This window comes from Streptomyces sp. NPDC088350, assembly GCF_044753545.1.
Taxonomy (GTDB): domain Bacteria; phylum Actinomycetota; class Actinomycetes; order Streptomycetales; family Streptomycetaceae; genus Streptomyces.
In genome coordinates, this window is the sequence record NZ_JBIVNL010000021.1 from 58,371 (window position 1) to 79,195 (window position 20,825).

21 protein-coding genes are annotated in these 20,825 nt (G+C 71.0%); 12 read left to right on the top strand and 9 right to left on the bottom strand.

What is annotated here, in order from left to right:
• Positions 1-66 precede the first annotated feature (66 nt).
• From ACIQBL_RS45750 to ACIQBL_RS45760, 3 genes are all read left to right on the top strand, one after another.
• Positions 67-939: a helix-turn-helix transcriptional regulator gene (locus tag ACIQBL_RS45750; RefSeq protein WP_401954348.1), complete on the top strand. Its 873-nt coding sequence runs from the start codon at positions 67-69 to the stop codon at positions 937-939.
• A 102-nt stretch (positions 940-1,041) separates the two neighbouring features.
• A complete protein-coding gene (locus tag ACIQBL_RS45755) occupies positions 1,042-1,683 on the top strand; it encodes a hypothetical protein (protein ID WP_401954350.1) in 642 nt (213 codons plus the stop codon).
• Positions 1,684-1,801: 118 nt separating this feature from the next.
• Positions 1,802-2,455, top strand: coding sequence for a sigma-70 family RNA polymerase sigma factor (locus tag ACIQBL_RS45760; RefSeq protein WP_401954352.1), 654 nt, complete (start codon positions 1,802-1,804; stop codon positions 2,453-2,455).
• 125 nt (positions 2,456-2,580) lie between these two features.
• Here the strand turns inward: ACIQBL_RS45760 and ACIQBL_RS45765 are convergent, their stop codons facing one another.
• Positions 2,581-3,069 (bottom strand): MarR family winged helix-turn-helix transcriptional regulator, encoded by a 489-nt coding sequence (locus ACIQBL_RS45765; RefSeq protein ID WP_401954354.1) that lies wholly within the window; start codon positions 3,067-3,069, stop codon positions 2,581-2,583.
• 113 nt (positions 3,070-3,182) lie between these two features.
• Between ACIQBL_RS45765 and ACIQBL_RS45770 the strand changes: the two genes are divergently transcribed.
• A complete protein-coding gene (locus ACIQBL_RS45770; RefSeq protein WP_401954357.1) occupies positions 3,183-3,695 on the top strand; it encodes a YceI family protein in 513 nt (170 codons plus the stop codon).
• A 7-nt stretch (positions 3,696-3,702) separates the two neighbouring features.
• On the opposite strand, the gene ACIQBL_RS45775 is transcribed toward ACIQBL_RS45770, so the two are convergent.
• Both ACIQBL_RS45775 and ACIQBL_RS45780 read right to left on the bottom strand, forming a co-directional pair.
• Complete coding sequence (locus ACIQBL_RS45775) at positions 3,703-5,379, bottom strand: hypothetical protein (RefSeq protein WP_401954359.1); 1,677 nt, start codon at positions 5,377-5,379, stop codon at positions 3,703-3,705.
• 198 nt (positions 5,380-5,577) lie between these two features.
• On the bottom strand, positions 5,578-9,624 hold the full coding sequence (locus tag ACIQBL_RS45780; protein ID WP_401954362.1) for a molybdopterin-dependent oxidoreductase: 4,047 nt from the start codon (positions 9,622-9,624) through the stop codon (positions 5,578-5,580).
• Between the two features lie 199 nt (positions 9,625-9,823).
• Here ACIQBL_RS45780 and ACIQBL_RS45785 point away from each other — a divergent pair, with 199 nt between their 5' ends.
• The 4 genes from ACIQBL_RS45785 to ACIQBL_RS45800 all read left to right on the top strand — a co-directional run bounded on the left by ACIQBL_RS45785 (position 9,824) and on the right by ACIQBL_RS45800 (position 12,547).
• Positions 9,824-10,219: a cell division protein SepF gene (locus ACIQBL_RS45785; protein ID WP_401954364.1), complete on the top strand. Its 396-nt coding sequence runs from the start codon at positions 9,824-9,826 to the stop codon at positions 10,217-10,219.
• Positions 10,220-10,317: 98 nt separating this feature from the next.
• A complete protein-coding gene (locus ACIQBL_RS45790) occupies positions 10,318-11,559 on the top strand; it encodes an AAA family ATPase (RefSeq protein WP_401954367.1) in 1,242 nt (413 codons plus the stop codon).
• Positions 11,556-11,882 carry a nucleotide pyrophosphohydrolase gene (locus ACIQBL_RS45795; protein WP_401954369.1) on the top strand — a complete coding sequence of 109 codons (327 nt, stop codon included), beginning with the start codon at positions 11,556-11,558 and terminating at the stop codon, positions 11,880-11,882. The genes ACIQBL_RS45790 and ACIQBL_RS45795 overlap by 4 nt, the downstream gene beginning before the upstream one ends.
• Before the next feature lie 191 nt (positions 11,883-12,073).
• Entirely contained in the window at positions 12,074-12,547 is a 474-nt protein-coding gene (locus ACIQBL_RS45800) for a DUF6099 family protein (protein ID WP_401954372.1), read from the top strand.
• Between the two features lie 234 nt (positions 12,548-12,781).
• Here ACIQBL_RS45800 and ACIQBL_RS45805 read toward each other — a convergent pair whose 3' ends face one another.
• The gene (locus ACIQBL_RS45805) at positions 12,782-12,958 is read right to left on the bottom strand and encodes a hypothetical protein (RefSeq protein WP_401954374.1); all 177 of its coding nucleotides are present in this window, start codon (positions 12,956-12,958) and stop codon (positions 12,782-12,784) included.
• 244 nt (positions 12,959-13,202) lie between these two features.
• On the opposite strand from ACIQBL_RS45805, the gene ACIQBL_RS45810 reads away from it, so the two are divergent.
• Positions 13,203-14,126 carry an LLM class F420-dependent oxidoreductase gene (locus ACIQBL_RS45810; RefSeq protein WP_401954376.1) on the top strand — a complete coding sequence of 308 codons (924 nt, stop codon included), beginning with the start codon at positions 13,203-13,205 and terminating at the stop codon, positions 14,124-14,126.
• A 458-nt stretch (positions 14,127-14,584) separates the two neighbouring features.
• On the opposite strand, the gene ACIQBL_RS45815 is transcribed toward ACIQBL_RS45810, so the two are convergent.
• The 5 genes from ACIQBL_RS45815 to ACIQBL_RS45835 form a co-directional block, all read right to left on the bottom strand.
• Positions 14,585-16,291: a nitrate/nitrite transporter gene (locus ACIQBL_RS45815; protein ID WP_401954378.1), complete on the bottom strand. Its 1,707-nt coding sequence runs from the start codon at positions 16,289-16,291 to the stop codon at positions 14,585-14,587.
• A gap of 102 nt (positions 16,292-16,393) precedes the next feature.
• Positions 16,394-16,675: an integrase core domain-containing protein gene (locus tag ACIQBL_RS45820; protein WP_401954381.1), complete on the bottom strand. Its 282-nt coding sequence runs from the start codon at positions 16,673-16,675 to the stop codon at positions 16,394-16,396.
• A 218-nt stretch (positions 16,676-16,893) separates the two neighbouring features.
• Entirely contained in the window at positions 16,894-17,037 is a 144-nt protein-coding gene (locus tag ACIQBL_RS45825; RefSeq protein WP_401954384.1) for a hypothetical protein, read from the bottom strand.
• Between the two features lie 60 nt (positions 17,038-17,097).
• Positions 17,098-17,250 carry a hypothetical protein gene (locus ACIQBL_RS45830; RefSeq protein WP_401954387.1) on the bottom strand — a complete coding sequence of 51 codons (153 nt, stop codon included), beginning with the start codon at positions 17,248-17,250 and terminating at the stop codon, positions 17,098-17,100.
• Between the two features lie 99 nt (positions 17,251-17,349).
• On the bottom strand, positions 17,350-17,679 hold the full coding sequence (locus ACIQBL_RS45835; RefSeq protein WP_401954390.1) for a transposase: 330 nt from the start codon (positions 17,677-17,679) through the stop codon (positions 17,350-17,352).
• Positions 17,680-17,914: 235 nt separating this feature from the next.
• Here ACIQBL_RS45835 and ACIQBL_RS45840 point away from each other — a divergent pair, with 235 nt between their 5' ends.
• The 3 genes from ACIQBL_RS45840 to ACIQBL_RS45850 all read left to right on the top strand — a co-directional run bounded on the left by ACIQBL_RS45840 (position 17,915) and on the right by ACIQBL_RS45850 (position 20,551).
• On the top strand, positions 17,915-18,373 hold the full coding sequence (locus ACIQBL_RS45840) for an acyl carrier protein (protein ID WP_401954393.1): 459 nt from the start codon (positions 17,915-17,917) through the stop codon (positions 18,371-18,373).
• Positions 18,374-18,559: 186 nt separating this feature from the next.
• Positions 18,560-19,453 carry a hypothetical protein gene (locus ACIQBL_RS45845; RefSeq protein ID WP_401954396.1) on the top strand — a complete coding sequence of 298 codons (894 nt, stop codon included), beginning with the start codon at positions 18,560-18,562 and terminating at the stop codon, positions 19,451-19,453.
• A gap of 180 nt (positions 19,454-19,633) precedes the next feature.
• Complete coding sequence (locus tag ACIQBL_RS45850; protein ID WP_401954399.1) at positions 19,634-20,551, top strand: 3-oxoacyl-ACP synthase; 918 nt, start codon at positions 19,634-19,636, stop codon at positions 20,549-20,551.
• The last annotated feature ends 274 nt before the right edge of the window (positions 20,552-20,825 follow it).

Genomic DNA, 20,825 nt, shown 5'->3' on the forward strand with positions numbered 1-20,825 from the left:
AGGGACGGCTCTGCCTATGCGGTTCTGTACCAGGCACCGCGCCGCCGACCCGACGACACTGGAGCCATGGCACACCGTGACGCGCCCTCCGCCGCCAACGACCTGGGCGACTTCCTCCGCGCCCGCCGCGCGGAACGCGACCCGCGGCAGGCGGGTTTCCCCGACGACGGCCGGCCGCGTCGCGTACCCGGCCTGCGCAGGGAGGAGTTGGCCCATCTCGCGCACGTGAGCGTCGACTACGTCGTCCGCCTCGAACAGGGCCGCACCCGCCGGGGCTCCCGCGCCGTCCTGGACGCACTCGCCGACGCGCTCCACCTCGCCCCCGACGAGCGCGCCTACCTCTTCACGCTGGCCGAGGTGGCGCCGGGAGGGTCCGCCCGGCCGCCCGCACGCTCCGAAGTCGCCCCGCGGCTACGGCAGTTGCTCGACACCATGTACGACGTCCCCGCGATGGTGCTGCACCGGGGCATGGACGTCCTCGCCTGGAACCGCGCGGCCACCGCCCTCCTCACCGACTTCGGCGCCCTGCCCCCGGCCGAGCGCAACCTGATCCGCCTCACCTTCCTCGACGCCCCGTTCCGGGCCCTGTACGCCGACTGGCCCCGGGCCGCCCGCGAGTGCGTCGCCGTCCTGCGCATGGAGGCGGGCCGCACTCCGCACGACCCCGCGCCGGCCGCCCTGATCGACGAACTCGGCGCCCGCGACCCGGACTTCCGCGCGTGGTGGGCCGCGTATCAGGTGCGAGGACCGCGGCAGCTCACCAAGACGTACGTCCATCCGGTCGCCGGCGAACTCACCCTGGACGTCCAGCAGTTCACCGTCGACACGCACCCCGAGCAGTTCCTCGTCGCGTACACGGCCCCGCCGGACTCGCCTTCGCAGGAGGGGCTGAGGTTTCTGTTGCAGTGGGCCGGCCTCACCGGTGCGCAAGCGGGGTGAGCGGGTTCGGCAACCGAGCCCGGCCGTGTCCCACTGAGTTCCGTGCCGGAAAATACCGTACCCACGGCTGAGACCAAGGTACGGATGCCAGGATGAGGCGCCATGACGGCAGGGTGGTGTGCGCGCACAGTACGGTCCGCGGTGTTCGCGGCCGTCTGTGTGGTGCTGGCCGCCCTGGGGCACGTCCTGATGTCCGGCCGCCACGTACCCGTGTGGGCGCTGCTCACCGGGCTCGCCGTGACCGGCGTCGCCGGCTGGACCCTGGCGGACCGTGAACGCGGGCTCCCGCTGATCGTGACCCTCGTGGTCGCCACCCAGGCCGCCCTCCACTCGGCGTTCTCCCTCGCGCAGCCCGCGACGGCGCAGTCGGCGTCCATGGACATGGGGTCCGCCGACATGGGCTCCATGCATATGAGTGCCACGGACTCCATTGATATGGCCCATATGTCGCAGGCAGCCACCGCCGGCGGTACGTCCTCGCCCGGCATGCTCACCGCCCACCTCGTCGCCGCCCTGCTCTGCGGCCTGTGGCTGGCGCACGGCGAGCGCGCCGCGTTCCGTCTGCTGCGGGCCGTGGCCGGCCGACTGGCGGCTCCGCTACGACTGCTGCGCGCGCTCCCCGCTCCGCCGCACCGTCCGCGTTTCCGGCCGCGCCGCCCCCGTTCCGACCGGGCGCCGCGGCTTCTCCTTCTCGTGCACGCGATCACCTCGCGGGGTCCGCCCCTGGGGACGGCTGTCGTCTGACGACAGCTGGTGCCCCGGGGCCGGCCATGCGCGCCCCGGGCCTCGGCCGTACCCCCGCGCCGCTTTCGGCGCCGCAGGACGGCCGCCCCCTTTCACGGATGACCGAGAAGGACTCCAGGTGATCACTCCTGCCCTGCCCGCCCCGCCCGACATGGCGGAGCGCCACATGACCGAGCACCACACGACCGAGCGCGACACGGTGGTGTCGAGCGACGAGTCGGTGACCAACTGGGCGCTCGCCGCCCGCCACGGCGACTCCGCCGCCGTCGAACACCTCGTGCGCGCCCTGCACCGCGACGTCCTGCGCTATGTCGCCCACCTCTGCGCCGATCCGCAGGCGGTCGACGACCTCGCACAGGACACGTTCCTGCGGGCGCTCGGCAGCCTGCACCGCTTCGAGGGCCGCTCCTCGGCCCGCACCTGGCTGCTGTCCATCGCCCGCCGCGCGGTGATCGACAGCTACCGCCGCGCCGCCGCCCGCCCGCGCCTGTCCGAGGTGGCGGACTGGCAGCTCGCCGTCGAACTCGCCCAGCCCCAGGGCCTCCCCGGCTTCGACGACGGCGTGGCCCTGCTCGACCTCCTCGCCGTGCTGCCGGAGGAACGCCGCGAGGCGTTCCTCCTCACCCAACTCCTCGGCCTGCCCTACGAGGAGGCGGCGGAACGCGCCGACTGCCCTGTGGGGACGGTCCGTTCAAGGGTGGCCCGCGCGCGGGCCACCCTCGTGGACCTGCTGGCCGAGGCCGACCGGCCCGCCGTACCGGCCGCGGTCTGAGCCCGCGGGGCGGGTGTCCCGGCATGGATACCCGCCCCGTGGTTCTTCCCGTGCGCTACCGGGCGGTCAGGCTCCCCAAGCGGTCGGCGGTGCCGTTCTCGCTCCGGATCAGGGCGGTACCGCTGTCAGTTGGCCGTGAGGTCGGGCAGCAGTGCGCGCATGGCCTCGTGCTGGGCCGGGCCGACGAACTGGGTGAGTGCCCGCTTCACCGTCTCGGAGAGCGTCCCGGACGCCTCCTTCAGCAGCTGCCGTGCCTTCTCCGTGAGGGCGACCTCGACCCCGCGCTTGTCCCCGCACACCGACTGGCGGGTGACCAGCCCCGCGTGCTGGAGACAGGCGATCTGATACGTCAGCCGGGTCTTCGGGCGGCCGAGCAGCTCGGCGATCCGGGTCATGCGCAGCCCCGCGGGCTCCTCGGCCAGCAGGCACAGCACCAGGAACTCGTCGTGCGAGACGTCGAGGTTCCCCTTCACGACCGAGCGCAGCTCCTGCTCCACCGCACCCGTCGCCGCCAGCAGCAGCATCCAGGCCCGCAGCTCGGGCGGGAGCAGCCCGCCGCCCTGCAGGGAGGGACATTCGGGCTGGTCGGCGGGGCGCTCAACAGGGTCGGCCATGACATCCAGTCTACCCGTTGTCCAAATTTGGAGGAGATGGTTGTCCAGATTTGGATAATGGGCTAGCGTGAGGCTCATTCAAATTTGGACTACCGGAACCAGCGGGAGAGATCATGACCGTCGCCGTCGAAACCGGGGTGTGGCAGCTCGACCAGGCCGCCTCCACCGTGGGCATCAGCCACAAGACGATGTGGGGCCTGGTCAACGTCAAGGGCACCTTCGCCACCGTCACCGGCCAGGGCGAGGTCCGCCCCGACGGGTCCGCGATCGGCACGCTGACCCTGGCCGCCGCCTCCCTGGACACCAAGAACCCCAAGCGCGACAAGCATCTGCGCTCCGCCGACCTGTTCGACGTCGAGAAGTTCCCGGAGATCACCTTCGCGGTGCGCAGCGCGGAGCTGACCGGCGACACCGTGCACGTCGTCGGTCAGCTGACCGTCCACGGCATCAGCCGCCCGCAGACCTTCACGGCCCGCCTCAAGGACGCGACCGGCGAGGCGCTCACGCTGGACGCCGAATTCACCGTGGACCGGGACCAGTTCGGCCTGGGCTGGAACCAGATGGGCATGCTGCGCGGCCTGACCACCGTCACCACCACGCTCCGCTTCCTGCGTACGGCCGCCTGACGGACCGTCAACCCGGAAGCCGCAGCTGGATGTCCGAGCTGGACAGCGTCAGCGGAGTGGCGGTGAAGGCACGCACCCGGATGCGGACCTGCTTGTGGGGCAGGGTGAACGTCCCGTTGGGCGGCCGGAGTTCGACGCTCTCCGTGCTGTGCGCCGGCAGCGTCGCCGGACCGCCCACCTGGGACCAGAACATGCTCATGCCCTGACCCGTGGTGAGCGTGTAATGGGGGGTGAGGGCGGTCCCGGAGGAGTTGGTCACCTGGACGGTCAGCCGGGTCACCACGGTGGGCGACGCCCGACGCACTCCGGCGAGTTTCATGGTCATCGGCGGTGCCCCCGTCGCCGCCACGGCCGCGCTCGCCAGCGCCGGCGTGACCAGCAGCACGGCCGCCGCGACCCTGGCCTGACGGCGGTGCGGACCGGACAGCAGCCGGGGGCGCGGCTGCCACGCCTCGCGGAACTCGGAGAGCGGCGCGGTGACCGCCGAGGCCAGCCACAGCGGGGTCATCAACAGGTAGTAGCCGTCCTGCGAACGGGTCGCCAGATAGAAGGCGCACCAGGGCAGGACCGTCGCCGCCGGTCCCAACCGCCGTACGAACAGCACGAACACGGCGAGCAGTCCCGCCGCCAGCAGCATGCTCGCGTGGGAGTACCAGTCGAGCCGGTCGCTGCCGTTCGTGAAGTACAGCGAGATGTCCACCAGGCCCTGACCGTGCACCACCGCGCCCTGCGTCAGCGGCAGCGCGATGCCCGACAGCCAGGTGCCCGGCTCGTGCACGATGAAGTACATGTTGATCAGCAGCCATACGGTGACGGCGATCCCGACGATACGCAGCAGCACCAACGCGGCCTGCCGGGCGCCCAGTTCACCGCGCCGCAGCGCGTAGATCCCGGCGAGCAGGAACGGCGTGAGGAACCAGGGGAGTTGCTGCGCCGCGCACGCCGCTCCCAGGCACGCGGCCTGCGCGATCCCGGCGCGACCCAGCCGGCCGCCCCTGCCGATCCGGGGCCAGCGGATCACCACCGGCACCAGCAACGCCATGGCGAGGACCGCCGGGTAGCCCTGACGGCCGTAGGTCGGCAGCAGGCCGAGGCCCAGGCACGCCATGGTGGCTGCGGACCGCCACTGCACCGGCAGCAGCCGCCACATGAGGACCGCGGCGGCGATGAGCGCGGCGGTGGCGACGGCCGTCGCGGGGGCGCCGCCGTGCCCGATCCACAGCAGGGGCGCCGTCAGCAGCGTCTCCAACGGCGGGTAGCCGTACGTGTAGTCGTAGCCGCCCGTCACCGTCGGGGTCAGCGCGACGCCATGGCTCGAATGGAAGAGCCACGGCCAGGGCTGGCCGTAGATCGGGTGTCCGGCGACCAGTTCCCTGGCGGCCTGGGTGGTGAGGACCGCCTCGTCGCTGCCGGTGTGGAACACGGACCACGCGGACAGCGCCAGCAGGACCGCGGTCACCAGCACGGCGAGATCGATCCGGGCCAGCGACCGTGCCCGGCGGACCACCAGGGCCAGCACCCCGCACACCAGGATCGAGGCGTAGCAGAGCGAGACGGCCGCCGCCACGACGAGCCGGTGGCTGGCGGCCTGTGTCCACACCGGGCGGACGCCGATGAACAGACTGATGTCGGCGAGCAGGGTGAGGATGCGGTGCCACTGCGCGGGAGGTTCCGGGGCGGACACCGCCGACTGTGTCCGCCGACCGGGCGTCACCTGATGTGTTTCTGCCAAGTGCACACCACAGGACGCTAATCCCACCTGGTGAGCGAGGTGTCGGCAATCGAGAAGATTCCGGTGTGAGACGGGTAAGAAGGCCTCGTTGTGGCCTAAATGGGGCGAACTCGAACGGCTTTGTTCAACTGGTCGTGGCCATCGGTTCATTCAGTAAACATCGCGCACATACCGCTTCGCCGCCGCCAGTTGTTTCACATACGAGGCCGCCTCGCCCTCGTCCAGCCCGCCGTGCGCGACCGCGATGTCACGCAGCGCCCGGTCCACGTCCTTCGCCATCCGCGAGGCGTCCCCGCACACATAGAAGTGGGCACCCTCCCGCAGCCAGTGCCACAACTCGGGCCCGTGCTCCCGCATCCGGTCCTGCACATACACCTTGGCGCGCTGGTCCCGGGAGAAGGCCGTGTCCAGCCGGGCGAGCGTGCCCTCCGCCAGCAACGCCGTCAGCTCCTCCTCGTAGTAGAAGTCCGTCGCACGGTGCTGCTCCCCGAAGAACAGCCAGTTCGGCGCGGGATGACCGAGCGCGCGTCGCTCCTGAAGAAACCCGACGAACGGCGCGACCCCGGTGCCGGGTCCGACCATCACCATCGGTGTCGCGGGATCGGAGGGCGGCCGGAAGTGCGGCGAGCGCTGCACGAACACCGGCACCTCGGTCCCCGCCCCGGCCTCGGCATCGGCGAGGAACGGAGAACAGACCCCGCCGCGCGGACGGCCGTCGAGATTCTCGTACCGCACCACCGACACCGTCAGCGAGACGCTGTGCGGGTCGACGAGCGGGCTGGACGAGATCGAATACAGGCGCGGCTGGAGCTTCTTGAGGACTCCGGCCCATTCCACGGCACTCGCCTTCACCGGATACCCGGCCAGCACGTCCACCGCCTGCCGTCCCCAACTCCACTTCGCCAGCCCGTCCTTGTTGTCGGGCCGCAGCAGCCTGCGCAACTCCCGGTCGTCCCCGGCACGTTCAGCCACGAACCGGAGCAGGTCCGGGGTGATCCGGGTGATGTCCAACTGCCGGTGGAGCGCTTCGGCGAAGGGGAGTTCTCCCACGCCCTCCAGTGCTACGACCGCCCCGGCGTCGGTGCCGGTGACGGCGAGCCATTCGTCCACCAGGGAGGGGGAGTTGACCGGCCGCACGCCGAGCGCGTCACCGGTCTCGTACGTCAGGTCGGTGCCAGTGGTGTCGAAGGTGAACCGGCGGACCTCCTTGCCCGCGCCGGGTCGGCTGAGCAGCCGGTTGCCCACGAGACGGGCGGCGGTGAGGGTGTGTTTCGGGGTGCGGGGCGGTGACTTAGGGGTCTCGGTGTCAGTGCCGAGCGCGGTGATCACCTGGCCCAGCCAGGCGTCCGCCGACGGCTCGAAGTCCGGCTCGCAGTCCGTACGCGGAGCGAGCCGCACCCCGCCCAACTCGTCGAGCCTGGCGTCCAGTCGGCGCCCGTGCCCGCAGAAGTCGTCGTACGACGAGTCGCCCAGGGCGAGCACCGCGAACCGCATGCCGTCCAGCCGCGGTGCCTGCTCAGCGGCGAGCGTGTCCCAGAAGCCGGAGCCGTTGTCGGGGGCGTCGCCGTCGCCGAACGTGCTGGTGATGAAGAGGAGATCGGCGTCGGCGGGGAGCGTGCCGACGTCGGCCTGGTCCATGCCGACCAGGGTCGCCCGGTGCCCGGCCGAGCCCAGCCGCTCGGCGGTCGCCGCCGCCAGCTCCTCGGCGTTGCCGGTCTGCGAGGCCCACAGGACGACGATCTGCCGGGCGGGCTGCGGCTGTGGTACGGGAGTGGTCGTCGACCTCGAATACATCCCGGCGAGAACGCCGTTGACCCACAGCGCGTGCTCGGCGCTGAAGGGCGCGTCCGGCGGGAGCGTCGGCACACCCGGGGCGCCGGACTCGATACCCGCGAGGAAGCCGGTCAGGTAGAGGCGCTCCTGGGCGGTGAGGACGGGCGGCGGGGTGGGATCGAGGCCGAAGGGATTCGCGCCCGGGGTCACGGAGGTCGGCTCAAGTGCCTTCGGCCGCACCACTGTTGGGGCCGGTGTCGCGTCCGTCGGCGCCTGTGGTGCGCTCGCCACCTTCGCCAGCGACACCGCGCACACCTTGAACTCCGGCTGGAACGACACCGGATCCACGGCATCGCTCGTCACCGCGTTGACGCTCAGGTATTCGCCGAAGAGATCGTTCCAGTGGAACGGAGCGAAACAGCCCCCGGGCCGCACCCGGTCGGTCACCACGGCCGGCAGCACCGCACGCCCCCGCCGCGAGGCGACCTCCACCGAGTCGCCCTCCGCGATCCCCAACTCCCGTGCGTCCTGCGGATGCAGCTCCACGAAGGGCCCGGGGTTCAGCTTGTTCAGCTTGGCGACCTTGCCCGTCTTCGTCAGCGTGTGCCACTGGTGCTGGAGCCGCCCGGTGTTCAGCACGAACGGGTAGTCGTCGTCGGGCAGTTCGGCGGCCGGCATGTGGGGACGGGCGTGAAAGGCGGCCCGCCCACTGGCAGTGGGGAACCGAAGGTCACCCCCGCCCACGTACCGGATGGGATTGCGGTCGGGCCCGTCCTCCTCCGCCGCCGGCCACTGCACCGGCGTGGACCGCAGCCGCTCGTAGGTCACCCCGCGCAGATCCCAGCCGGTCACCGGGTTCCAGAACTGCCGTATCTCCTCGAAGACCTGCTCGGCGCTGTCGTAGGAGAACCCCTTCTCGTACCCCATGGCGCACGCGACGGCGGCGATGATGCGCCAGTCGGCCATCGCCTCGCCGGGCGGGTCGACGACGGGGCGGGCGAGCGTGAGGGTGCGTTCGCTGTTGACGAGGACGCCCTCGGACTCGGTCCACAGCGCGCCGGGGAGGACGACGTCGGCGTACGCGTTGGTCTCGGTGTCGGTGAAGACGTCCTGGGTGACGACGAACTCGGCTGCTTCCAGGCCCTCGATGACGGTGCGTCGGTTCGCGACGGAGGCGACCGGGTTGGTGCAGATGATCCAGCAGGCCTTGATGTCGCCGTCGGCCATCTTCTGGAACATCTCGACGGTGCCCCGGCCGACCCCGTCCGCGCGGATGGTCTCCGGCGGCAGGCCCCACACCTCCTCGGTGAACTCCCGTTCCGCGTCGACGAGTACGGACCGCTGGCCCGGCAACCCCGGTCCCATGTAGCCCATTTCACGGCCGCCCATCGCGTTCGGCTGGCCGGTGAGGGAGAACGGCCCGCTGCCGGGACGGCAGATCGCGCCCGTCGCCAGATGCAGGTTGATGAGGGCGTTCGTGTTCCACGTGCCGTGCGTGGACTGGTTGAGCCCCATCGTCCAGCAGCTCATCCACTCGCCCGCCTCGCCGATCAGCCGGGCCGCCGTACGGATGTCGTCCTCGGCGAGACCGGTGAGGGCGGCGACGGCGTCCGGCGCGTAGTCGGCGAGGAACTCGGGCAGCGCCTCCCAGCCCTCGGTGTGCGCGGCGATGAACTCCGGGTCGGTGTGCCCGTTCTCGTGGAGCAGGTGCAACAGGCCGTTGAGGAAGGCCAGATCGGTCCCGGGCCTGATCTGCAGGAAGAGATCCGCCTTCGCCGCCGTGGCGGTCCTGCGCGGGTCGACGACGATCAACTTGGCGCCCGCCTTGACCCGTTCCATCATCCGCAGGAAGAGGATCGGATGGCAGTCGGCCATGTTCGAGCCGATGACCAGGAACACGTCCGCCCGCTCGAAGTCCTCGTACGACCCCGGCGGGCCGTCCGCGCCCAGCGACGACTTGTAACCGGCGCCCGCACTCGCCATGCACAGCCGGGAGTTGGACTCGATCTGGTTCGTCCGGACGAACCCCTTGGCCAGCTTGTTCGCCAAGTACTGCGCCTCCAGGCTCATCTGCCCGGAGACATAGAGGGCGACCGCGTCCGGCCCGTGCTCGTCGACGATCTTCCGCAGCCGTCGCGCGGTCTCGGCGATCGCGTCGGCCACGGGCGCGGGCACCGGCTCGTCACCGCGCTCGTCGCGTACCAGCGCACTGGTCAGCCGGCCCGGTGCGGCGAGCATCTCGGCCGTGGTCGCGCCCTTGGTGCAGAGCCGGCCCGCGTTCGCCGGGTGCGCCTTGTCGCCGGACGCCTTGAGGACCGTACGCCTGCCGTCGGGACCCGCCCCGACGTCGAGCAGCATGCCGCAGCCCACACCGCAGTACGAGCAGACCGTCCGTACTCGCTGTGCCTGGGGGCTCGTCGTCATGCCGTAGACCGTACGAATTGCCCGTTACGCCGATGTCACGCGGCTCGATCATGAGGGGTTACGCGCGCTGCACAACCGGCCGGGGGCCGGTGTGAGATGCGGCCCGATCGTGTCGCGCAGTGTGTCGCAGTTGGGCCGAACGGGTGACAGTGCGCAACAATTGCCGGATGCAGAGTGCCAGCGCGACCCAGGACGGAGCATGCCGGTGAACAGCCACGATGTCACCGACGAACAGTGGGAGGGGCTCGCCCAGGTAGTGCCGCTGCGAGGCCGGGACGCCTGGCCGTCGGCCGTGGGCCACCGTTCCCTGCCCGAGGCCCGGACCGAGCCGCGCCGGCGTTTCGTCGTCCTCCGCGTGAACGTGTTCGGGGACGCCCGCGAGGTCGCCGAGACCCTGATGGCGGGCATACCGGTGCTTCTCGACCTCACGGGCGCGGAGACGGAGGTCGCCAAGCGGGTCCTCGACTTCAGCACGGGCGTCGTCTTCGGCCTGGCGAGCGGAATGACCCGCGTCGACCGGAATGTGTTCCTGCTCACACCGCCGGGGACCGAAGTGCGGGGGCTGATGGAGGGTGCGGGGGTTCCGGGCGTGTGAGCCCCGCGCCGACGGGAGCGGCGCGGATGATCCCCCGATCGTAGGAAGGTCCCCGGGACGGAACGGTTCGCCTCACGGCGGAGGCCTACGGTCCGGATATGGCCGTGTCGTCACAGTCCTCTCCGTCCTCCCCGCCGTGTGCGTCGCGTGTGCCGCCGCAGGCGCAGCCGCCGGGAGCCGCCTCGCCCCGGCCCTCACCGGCAGGCCCCGGCCGCACCGAGGCGCACCCCGACCGGCCGCACCTCACCGAGCTGCGCCTGTCGGCGTTCGCCACGCACCGGGGCGCCGCGTTCCCGCTCGGGCCGCTCACCCTCTTCGCCGGACCCAGCGGATGCGGCAAGACGACCGCGCTGCGGGCGTACGAGGCCCTCGCGCGACTCGGCGGCGGGGGCGAGGTGGGGGAGGTGTTCCGGGACCCGGTCGCCTGCGTCCCGGAACGGGCCCGGCCCGACGCCCAGCGCCGGCGCGGATTCCGTATCGGCTGCACTGCGGACGGGCCCGAGGGCCCGGTACGGCTCGACGTCGCCGTCCAGGCCGAGCCCGAACTGCGCATCGTGGGCGAGCGGTTGACGTCCGGCGGGCTCGTCCTCCTGGAGACCGCCCTGCGCGACCCCTCCCGCCGTTCCGTACAGGCCGCCTGGCATACGGCGGGTTCGTCGCCGGTCACCCGCGCCCCGCTGCCGGACGACCGGCTCGGCACCGCGCTGCTGCCGTTGCGCGTCGCCGGGAAGACGGACGGACAGCGCCAAGTCCTCGCCGCCGCCGAGCAGATGGTGGTCGCCCTGCGCTCCGTCTTCGCCTGCGATCCGGCGCCCGAGCGGATGCGCGCGGCCGTACCGATCGGCGACGGGCGGCTGCTGCGGGACTGCGGCAACCTCGCCGACGTGCTGTGGCGCACCCGGAGCGAGTGCGGGCGACGGCACGGGCAACTCGTCACGGCGGTGCGCACCGGCTGCGCCGGACCCGTTGTGGACGTGCTCGCGGAACCGCTGGCCGACGGCATGCTCCGCGCGGTGCTTGACCGGGGCGACGGCCCGCGCACCGGCTTCGAACGCCTCGGCGACGGTGAACTCCGGTACACGGCACTGGCGTTGGTGCTCCTCACCGGCCCCGGCGTCCTGGAGGTCGATCCGCCCGGCGAGGTCCCGGCGGCGATGCAGACCCTCACGGTGCTCGCCGACGGCCTGGATCGTGCGGTCGACGTACGGCAACGGTCCGAACTGCTGCGGCTCGCGGCGCGGATGTGCGAGCGCGGGCACATCCGGGTGGTCGGCGCGGTGAGCGACGCGTCCTGGGCCGCCGGGGTCGAGGGGGTCACAGTGGTAGACCTGGAGCCGTGACAGAACATCTCGACGTGGCGAAACTGCAGCGCAGACTGGCCGAGTTCGCGACCGCGCGGAACTGGCAGCCGTACCACACCCCCAAGAACCTCGCCTCCGCGCTCAGCGTGGAGGCCTCCGAACTGGTCGAGATCTTCCAGTGGTTGACCCCCGAGGAGTCGACGCGGGTCATGGACGACCCGGACAGCGCGCACCGGGTGACGGACGAAGTAGCCGATGTGCTCGCGTACTTGCTCCAACTGTGCGAGGTGCTCGGCATCGATCCGCTTGCGGCGCTCGACGCGAAGATCGACCGGAACGAACACCGGTTCCCGGCGCCGTAATGGTCAAGTTGGGGGAGCCCGCGCGTCCATTTTCACTCTCCGGAGTCATTCATCTGTCCGCAACCGATTTGTTGTCCACAGATTTCCGCCTTCCTCTGGCTTTTCGTCTCAGGCACTCTCACTCTGGGTAGTGGACAAGGGAGTTCGGGCGGACGTGCGAACAGCACGTCGGGATATGACGGGGGCAGCGCATGGACGCGATGCGGCTCATCGTGACGAGCAGGCGCGCCCTGGCCGGAAGCGGCGACGTGCCTCAGACCATGACGGAGGTGTGGCAGGCGCAGGCCCTCGCCCAGGCGATAGGCAGCCGCCTCGCGGTCTTCGGTCCACCCGAACTGCGGGGCGAGGCACTGGGGTTGACCGAACTGGCGGGCCGGGGCTGCGGGGTGCTCGACACCCCGGTGCTGGCCGTCGAGGACTTACGCGCGGCCCAGCTGACGGAGTTGGGCGACGCCCGCCTGGCACTGCTGTGCCTGGGCAGCCTGCTCGGCGAGGTCGGCATCGCTCTCGTCGGCATCGCCTGCGCGGCGGACGACGAGGGCACGTACTGGCAGTGCATGGAGGCGATCGACGCGGCGGACGAGTCCCGGGACCGGGTCCTGGAGATGCTGCGCAGACTGGCGGACCGGGAGCAGGGGGCGATACCGGAGAGAGAGGCGGGGTGACGGTGCGGGGGAAGGGCGACAAGGCCGTCGCGTTCGGGTGAGGTGATCGCCGTGACGGTCGCGGTTCGGGGGCCTGCGCGACGCCGTCGTGGCTGGTCGCGCAGTTCCCCGCGCCCCTTCAGGGGCACCTCACGCGGCCTGTGCTGTCGGCATCGGGTCTGCTCTGTGCAGCGAGCCCCCGCACCCGGGTCCGCCCGTCGGGTGGGGGTGAACCGGTCCGCCGCGGTGTGCGGGTCAGGCGGTCGCCCCGCCCTCCTCGGCGGACGCCGACCCCGTGCTTCCGGCCGACTGCAGATCCGCGTCCAGGGCGGACAGATCCGCGTTCAGTGCCGCCATCAGCTCCTCCATCTGCTGCAACAACCCCTTCGGTTGCGCAGGCCCGCCCTGCTGCGGCACGGCTTCTTCGGACATGACGGCCTCCTCGGCCCGTGGCCTCCGGGGGAGGAGGCCGATGCGGGTGACGCCCCGACGTCGCCTTGCCGGTGCGGGAATCCGGGCGGTCCGGCTCCGCCCGAGCCAACGATCATCATCGGGGCCGGTCACTGGCACGGGCAGCCCCCGTGCGCACGGTTGACGCAATTTCACCCGACCGGGGACGACAGAGGCTGGAGGGACCGGTGGGGTTGACCGGTACCCGAGCGTGCAGGATGGAGGCATGGATCTTCGCATCTTCACCGAGCCCCAGCAGGGGGCGACCTACGACACCCTGCTCGCCGTGGCCAAGGCCACCGAAGACCTCGGCTTCGACGCCTTTTTCCGCTCCGACCACTACCTGAGCATGGGTTCAGGCGACGGCCTCCCCGGCCCCACCGACGCCTGGCTCACCCTGGCCGGCCTCGCCCGCGAGACCAAGCGCATCCGCCTGGGCACCCTGATGACGGCCGGCACCTTCCGCCTCCCCGGCGTCCTCGCCATCCAGGTCGCGCAGGTCGACCAGATGTCCGGCGGCCGGGTCGAACTCGGCCTGGGCGCGGGCTGGTTCGAGCAGGAGCACAAGGCGTACGGCATCCCGTTCCCGAAGGAGAAGTTCGCCCGCCTGGAGGAGCAGCTCGCGATCGTCACCGGGCTGTGGGAGACCAAGCCCGGCGACACCTTCGACTTCCACGGCACGTACTACGACCTGACCGACTCGCCCGCGCTGCCCAAGCCCGCGCAGACCAGGATCCCGGTGCTGATCGGCGGCAACGGCGCGAGCCGTACGCCGAGGCTGGCCGCGCGGTACGCCGACGAGTTCAACATCCCGTTCGCGTCGATCGAGGACAGCGAGCGGCAGTTCGGCCGGGTCCGCGCCGCCGCGGAGGCGGCCGGCCGCAAGGCCGACGACCTCATCTACTCCAACGCCCTCGTGGTCTGCGTCGGCAAGGACGACCAGGAGGTCGCCCGCCGCGCCGCCGCGATCGGCCGCGAGGTCGACGACCTCAGGACCAACGGCCTCGCGGGCTCCCCGTCCGAGGTCGTCGACAAGATCGGCCGCTACGCCGAGACCGGCTCCCAGCGCGTCTACCTCCAGGTCCTCGACCTCGACGACCTGGACCACCTGGAGCTGATCTCGGCCCAGGTGCAGTCACAGCTGTCGTAGGTGATGTAGGTGATGTAGGTGACGTAGGCGTGGTAGGCGTCGAAGGCGTCGGCACACCGCGCGGGCGGGGCACCGGGACCCCGCCCGCGGCACGGCCACGTTCCGCCGTTCCACCGATCCGCCGTGCCCAACTCCGGGCCCCCGCCGCCACGTTGGCCGCCGCCGGTGCGCCTGTACCCCGCCTGGACCCCCGGCTGTTGGGCTCATGCCGCGAAGACGGTCGGGCCAGGCCAGGCCAGGGGAGTCGGCCGGGTTTCGGGTCGGCCAGGCCAGAGAGCCGGGCCGGGTTTCGGGTCAGCCGGTTCCGAAGTCCGCGCCGGGTTTCGGGTCGGCCAGGCCCGGGGCCCCGGCCGGGCTTCGCTGAGGCCTGGTCCGGGGTCTCGGTCAGGCCTGGTCCGGGCCTTGGCCGGGCTGCTGGGCTCATGTCGCAGCGCGTCGGCGTGTCGCTCAGGCCTCGCTCAGGCCTCGCTCGCGCCGAGCGCCGCGAGTTCGCGGTCGACGGCCTCCTGGTGGGCGTCGGCGTCCTCGCGTGCCTTCTTCGGGCTCCAGCGGCCGGCCATCACGAACACGAAGGGCAGGAAGAGGACTTGGCCGCCCACACAGATCCACCACCAGGTGCGCCATTCCCCGGGACCGTCCTTCACGGCCTTCTGCACCTGCGGCCCGTACTCCTTGAGCACCTTGAGCTGCGGCTGCGCCTTCTGTACGACGGCCAGGTCGGCGGGGCCGACCTCCTTGACCGCGCGCGCGGCGAGGTCGGCGGGCGTGGTGGCGGGCGTGAACCTGCCCAGTTCGGCGAAGAGTTGGGGGTGGGCGCCGACGATCGCCAGTGCCGGAGCGGCCTGTTGCTGCGCGACCGCGACCTCCGCGCCGTGTTCGACGAGCGGGGTCACCGAGGTGACGAGCACCGGGATGAAGGCCGCCGACACGGCGACCACGATCCGTACCGTCCAGCCCCAGACCGCGAGGCCGGCGGCGGTCGCGGCCGGGTTGCGCTTCTCCACGGTCTCGGTGAAGCTCGCCATCCACGGCGCGTAGGCGACCCCGCTGAACACACCGATCGCGACGAACAGCCAGGCGAAGGTGTAGTAACCGGTCGTCGCGTGGGTGGCCAGCGAGGCGAATATCGCGGTCGCCGCGATGGCGCCGATCCCGCCCACGATCATGAAGGGCTTGCGCACCAGCAGCCGGTCCGACAGCAGGCCGGCCACGATCAGTGCGAGGGCGTTCGCGGCCCAGTACCAGTTGGCCAGCCCGTTGGTCCGCTGCTCGCTGTAGCCGAAGGTGGTCGAGAAGTAGACGACGAAGTTGCCGACGGCGGCGTAGTAGAGCAGCAGGAAGACCGCGATCGCGAAGGCGGAGCCGAGGACGTCCAGGCGCAGCATCTGCCGCCACTCGCCGCGCCGTACCGCCTCGGTGTCCAGTTCCTTGGCGCGGGCCTCGACCAGGGCCCGGTCGCGCAGGCTCACCATGATCTGGTCGCGCAGCCCCGGCGACAGCTCGCGCAGCGCGAACAGGGTGACGACGAACACGACCAGCCCGGCCGCCCCGGAGTAGCGCAGCTCGTCCTGCCAGCCGGCGGTGTCGAGCGTGCTGCTGGTCACCGACGTGACGACGAGGCTGCCGATGACCGGGCCCATCGTCCAGTAGCCCATCGCGGTGGCGCGGCCCAGCTGCGGTGAGAAGTCCCGGATCAGCGCCGGGGTCGCGACCAGCACGATGCCCTCGATGAGGCTCACGACGGCGAACAGCACCAAGTAGGCCGTCTTGTCACCCGCGTTGGGCAGTCCGAAGAAGACCAGGAGCGCGGCGACCAGCAGGCCGTAGACCACGAGGTTCGCCCGCCCCCAGCGGTCCGCGAGGCCGGCCACGAGGGAGGCGAAGGCGCCGACCGCGTTGCCTATGACCGAGACCCACACGAAGTAGCGGTAGGTCATGTCGAAGTGCGTGATGATCGACGTCGCCACCGCGTACTGGATGTAGAGCATGTAGTAGAGGACGACGGTCGTCACGACCACGATCGCCAGGTACGACATGCGTCGCCCGGTGGCCGGATACGCCGCCAGATCGCGCCGGTACAGCCGGGTGAGCGAGCCGCGCGGGCCGGCGCCGGACGCGTCGGCACCCGGGCCTCGCGTGTCGAGTGGTGCGGAGGCGGAGGACATACGACTCCTTTGGGGAGAGGGAGCGGCGGGGGACGCGCTGAGCGGCGGGAGGCTGGGGGTCCTCCCGTTCGAGCGGAGGCTAGTACCGACTGGTCGGTATGGCTAGATGCGCGGCATGCCTTCGCGCACGGGGGCGAGGAGAATGCCCATGGGGCAACGGGGTCCCCCTATGAAGGCGAAGATCGCGGTGCGGGCGGCGGCCCGGCTGGGCCGGGCGGTGGTGTCGAGCAACTCGCGTTTGACGGTGGCGAAGAACGACTCGGCGAGCGTGTTGTCCCAGCACTGGCCGGTGCGGCCGGCCGGCAGCCGGATGCCGAACTGGTCCGCCGGGACGGCGAATTGCTGACCGGTGTACTGGGCAAGTTCAACTGGTCGATGCAACACCGGGTGGGTGGGGCGACGCTGTGGGCAGGCGGCCGTGAGGGCATCGGCGACCGGTTCGGTTCGCAGGTGGTCGGGGGTGGCGCGGCCGGTCCCACGGCGTGCGGCGATGTCGATGACGGTGGCCGGGCGGAGCCGGCCCTCCCCGGTCGGGATGCAGGTGATGTCGCCGCATCGGCGGGAGTCGAGCCCGGCCGGGTCGGGCTGGAAGTCCCGGACGGTCAGATCGGGCCGTGCGGTGGCCCGTGGACCGGGGATCGTTTGGTCAGGCCCCGTCGTCGGCGATGCCGGCCCTGCGGCCCTGCGGCCCGCATCAGCCGCGCGACACGACGGCGTCCGCATCCGGCGCCCTCGCGCTTGAGCACGGCATGGACTCGCGGGACTCCGTAGGTTCCGCGCGGCCTCGTATGGATCTCGGTGATCTGCTAGGTCGGCTCAGCGTCACGGACCGCCTGGGGCCCGAGGGTGCCGGCACGGCGGGCATAGAAGGCGGTGCGCGAGACCTTCAGCAGCTCACACGCCCGTTCGACGCTGTGACGGCCCTGCTTCTCCGCCTCGATGAACGGGTGCACCGTCACCGGGTCTCCTTCGCGAAGAAGGCCGTGGCCCGCTTACGGATCTCCGCGTCCTCCCGCAGCCGGCGGTTCTCCCGCCGCAGCGCGGCCGGCTCCTCGCGCTCACTGCTGGTCAGGGCCGTCGCGCTCGCCGGCGTCGGCGTCGGCCTGGCTGACCCACGGCCGTACTGCGGTCTCGGTTCGATCGAGGTCCTTGGCGATCTGACCGGCCGAGCGGTCACCACGCCGGCACAGCTCGACGATCTCGGCCTGGAACTCCGGCGTGCGAATGAAGGTGCTCCGAGTGCGCCTGGCCGCGTCCGCACCGGTTCCGGCCCGCGTGTCATGGCCGCGCTGCGGAACCTCGCCGGCGGGGCGCTTCACCTGCACGGACGCGACGACGACGCCGAAACCACCCGCCGGGCAGTACGACGGGCAGAGCACCCGTTCCACATCCTCGGACTCACATCATGATGTGGGAACGGCGTGCTTGCGGACCCCCGCATGCGGAGCGGGCCGGGAATGGTCTGCGCGGTGTTGTCTCGCCGGCGGGACAGGCACAGCATGGGGAGCGCCTGCGAGGGTATGCGCGTGCCGCGGCGAAATGGTGTCGGCCTCCGTTCGGATGTCGAGTGTCGGATTGTTTGCACAGGAGAGTCATGGCGAACCCAGTTCGAGGATCGGGGAGATGGCCGATGAGTCGCGGCAGATTGGCGGCGGGCAGGTGACGATCGGCAGCGGCGACGACCCCCTGGCCGTCCGCGGCTATCTCGACGGGCTGATCCGGGCGCGACTGACCAGCCCGTTCAGCTGCGACGTCCCGTTGGTCTCGCTCGGGTTCGACTCGCTCGCGGCCATCGAGCTGTGGAGCCGGCTGCGGACCGACCTCGGTGTGGACGTCCCGGCCGGCGAGCTGCTGGAGCTCACCCTGGACGGCCTGACGGCGCGGGTGCGGGCGGAAGGCGGGTCTGTCGCCGCGTTCGCTGCCGGACCGGTGGCCGGCGGGCCCGCCGGGGCAGACCTCGACGATGCCTCTCCGGAGGCGGCCGCGCAGCTGCTGGCGACCCTCGACGGCCTGGACGACGCGGGGATGGAGCGCCTGGCGGCCGGACTCGGACCCGGATCCGGGACAACGCCCGCCGACTGAGCTCGGCCTCCCCGACACGGGCCGTCCATCGTTCGTGCCGGCCGACGACCTGTGAGGGGAGTCCGCTCTTGAACGGCCTTCTCACAACCGTCGGACGCCGGGTCGCCCCTTTGGCACGGTAGGCACGTGATCGACAAAGCCGAGGACGCGATTCCCGAGAAGCCCCGGTAGGACAACCGAGACTTCATGCTCTTGTGGAGTGTGCGGGCCGCCAGTGAACTCGGCTCGTCGGTCTCCCTCCTGACGATCCCGCTTGCCGCGTCGTCCTGCTCGACGACGCTGGAAGTCGCGATCCCGTCAAGCCTCGGCGTGCTGCCGTTCCCGCTCTTCTCTCTCCCTCCCTCCCTCCCTCCCTCCCTCCCTCCCTCCCTCCCGGCCGGTGTCGTCGTCGACCGCCTCGCCAAGCACAAGCTGATGACGTGGTGCGACCTGATGACGTGGTGCGACATCGGTCGCTTGCTGCTGCTGGCCTCGATCCCGCCGGCCACGCTGCCCGGATTGCACCTCACCTTCGCGCAGCTTCTGATCGTCTCGCTGCTCAGCGGGGTTCCAGCGTGCGGTCTCCGTCGACATCGCCTGTACGAGCTACGTCCCGGTGCGGCTCCCCGGCGACGAGCGAATGGACGCCAACGGGAAGCCGGGCACGACGGCGTCGTTCGCAGAATTCGCCGGGCCGTCGATCGGTGGCGGGCTCGTCGGCCCGCCCGGCGCCGCGCGCGGCGCGCCGAGGGCCGGAAGACGAAGCGGGAGATCGCCGACGGGTTCGGATTCGTCTTCCCGGTGTCGGCGGTCGGCGGCATGATCGGCGGGCTGGCGGCCGGACGCCTGTCGAACCGGATCGGCAGCGCGCGGATCATCCGGGTCTCGGCGTTCGTCCTCGGCATTCCGGCCTTCGCGCTGCCGATGGCGTCGCCGGGCTGGGGCGCGCTGCTGTTCGTGGGCGGCACCTTCTTCTTGCTCAGGCGGGCGTCCGCAACGACGCGCAGGTCACCCATCTGGGGCTGGATGCCGGTCGGCGCGGTCGTCGGCGGCATGCTGGGCACGGCGGTGGGGCCCGTGAGACGCTATGGATCTCGGTGATCGGTTGCCGGTGTGCGGCGTTGCAGGGTTTCTGCTCGACGCTGCGGAGGATGCGGGACCCGGACATGATCGAGGAGGCCCGGCCGGACGAATCGGCGGCGGGTGCCGGGCCCGAGGCCGAGCCAGCCGGTCACCGCAGTGGCTTGACCGACCAAATACACATCCCGTTGTGGAGCCTCGATGAGTTCCTCCTCTGTCTTCCTGAGCGGACCGCAGTACGTGCTGGGGGAGATCGCGTCGCACCATACCGAGACTCCGGATCTGGAGGCGCGGGCCGGTGAACTGGGGGTGCCGTATGCCCCGGAGCTCTGGGGCTGGGGCCATGTGCACCGGAGCCACAAGTCGCTGGAGGACCTGGCGGTCGAGGCGGGCAAGGCGACTCTCCGCGCCGCCGGCGTCGATCCCTCCTCCGTCGACGCACTGGTGCTGTGCTGCACCAGTTTTCCAGGGGGGCCGGACAGCCACGGCAGTTTTGTGCGGACCATCTCGGAGGGGTTGGGAACGGGTGAGACCGACTTCCTCGGCATCACGCTCGACCGATGCACGAACCTGCTGGCGGGCCTGCGCGTCGCCGAGGCCTTCGTGGCCGCCGGAATCCATCGGCGGGTCCTGGTCATCACCACCGACAGAGTCACTGCCGAGGCGGAAAGACTGGCCACGTTCGCTCTGTTCAGCGATGGCGCGGCCGGTGCGCTGGTGTCGGACACCGACGGGGAGTACGAGATCGTCGCAAGTGCCGCAGCGCACGAGATGAAGGACCTGGACTGGTCGAACCAGATCAGTCCGGACCTCTCCCGCCGCGTGAACACGCAGCTGATGAAACGTGCATCCATGGGAATCGACCAGGTCGACATCCTCATGCACACCAATATCTTCGAAGCCATCATCGTCATGAAAGAGCTTCAGGCGGGATTTTCCGCAGCGCAGTTGTACACAGACAACATCGCACGGGTGGGCCACTGCTTCGCCGCTGACCCGATCGTCAACCTGGCGGACCTCGCAGCAGCCGGTCGCCTTCGCGACAACGGCCACTACCTGCTGGCCGCCTCGGTTCCAGGAGTACGGTACGGGGTTCTGCTCCGCAAGCAGACGCGTTAGCACGCGAACCGGCCTCATCGGAATGGTCGGCGGGGGCGTTGTCTCGCTGGCGAGACAGACATCGGCCGACACGTCGCAGCAGGCTCATGCGAAAAGGGCAGGCGGAGCGCGGATTCTGCGGGCGTACGGTATCCGACACCGGACGATCATCAGGTTCCGTGCTTTCTCGCCGAATTCCCGCCACAAGGTGATCAACCGACTTCGGTGAAGTGAAGATGCGCCCAGTGATCCAAGAATTCGCCGTCTGTCATGCCCGCGAGTCCACGGCCATTGT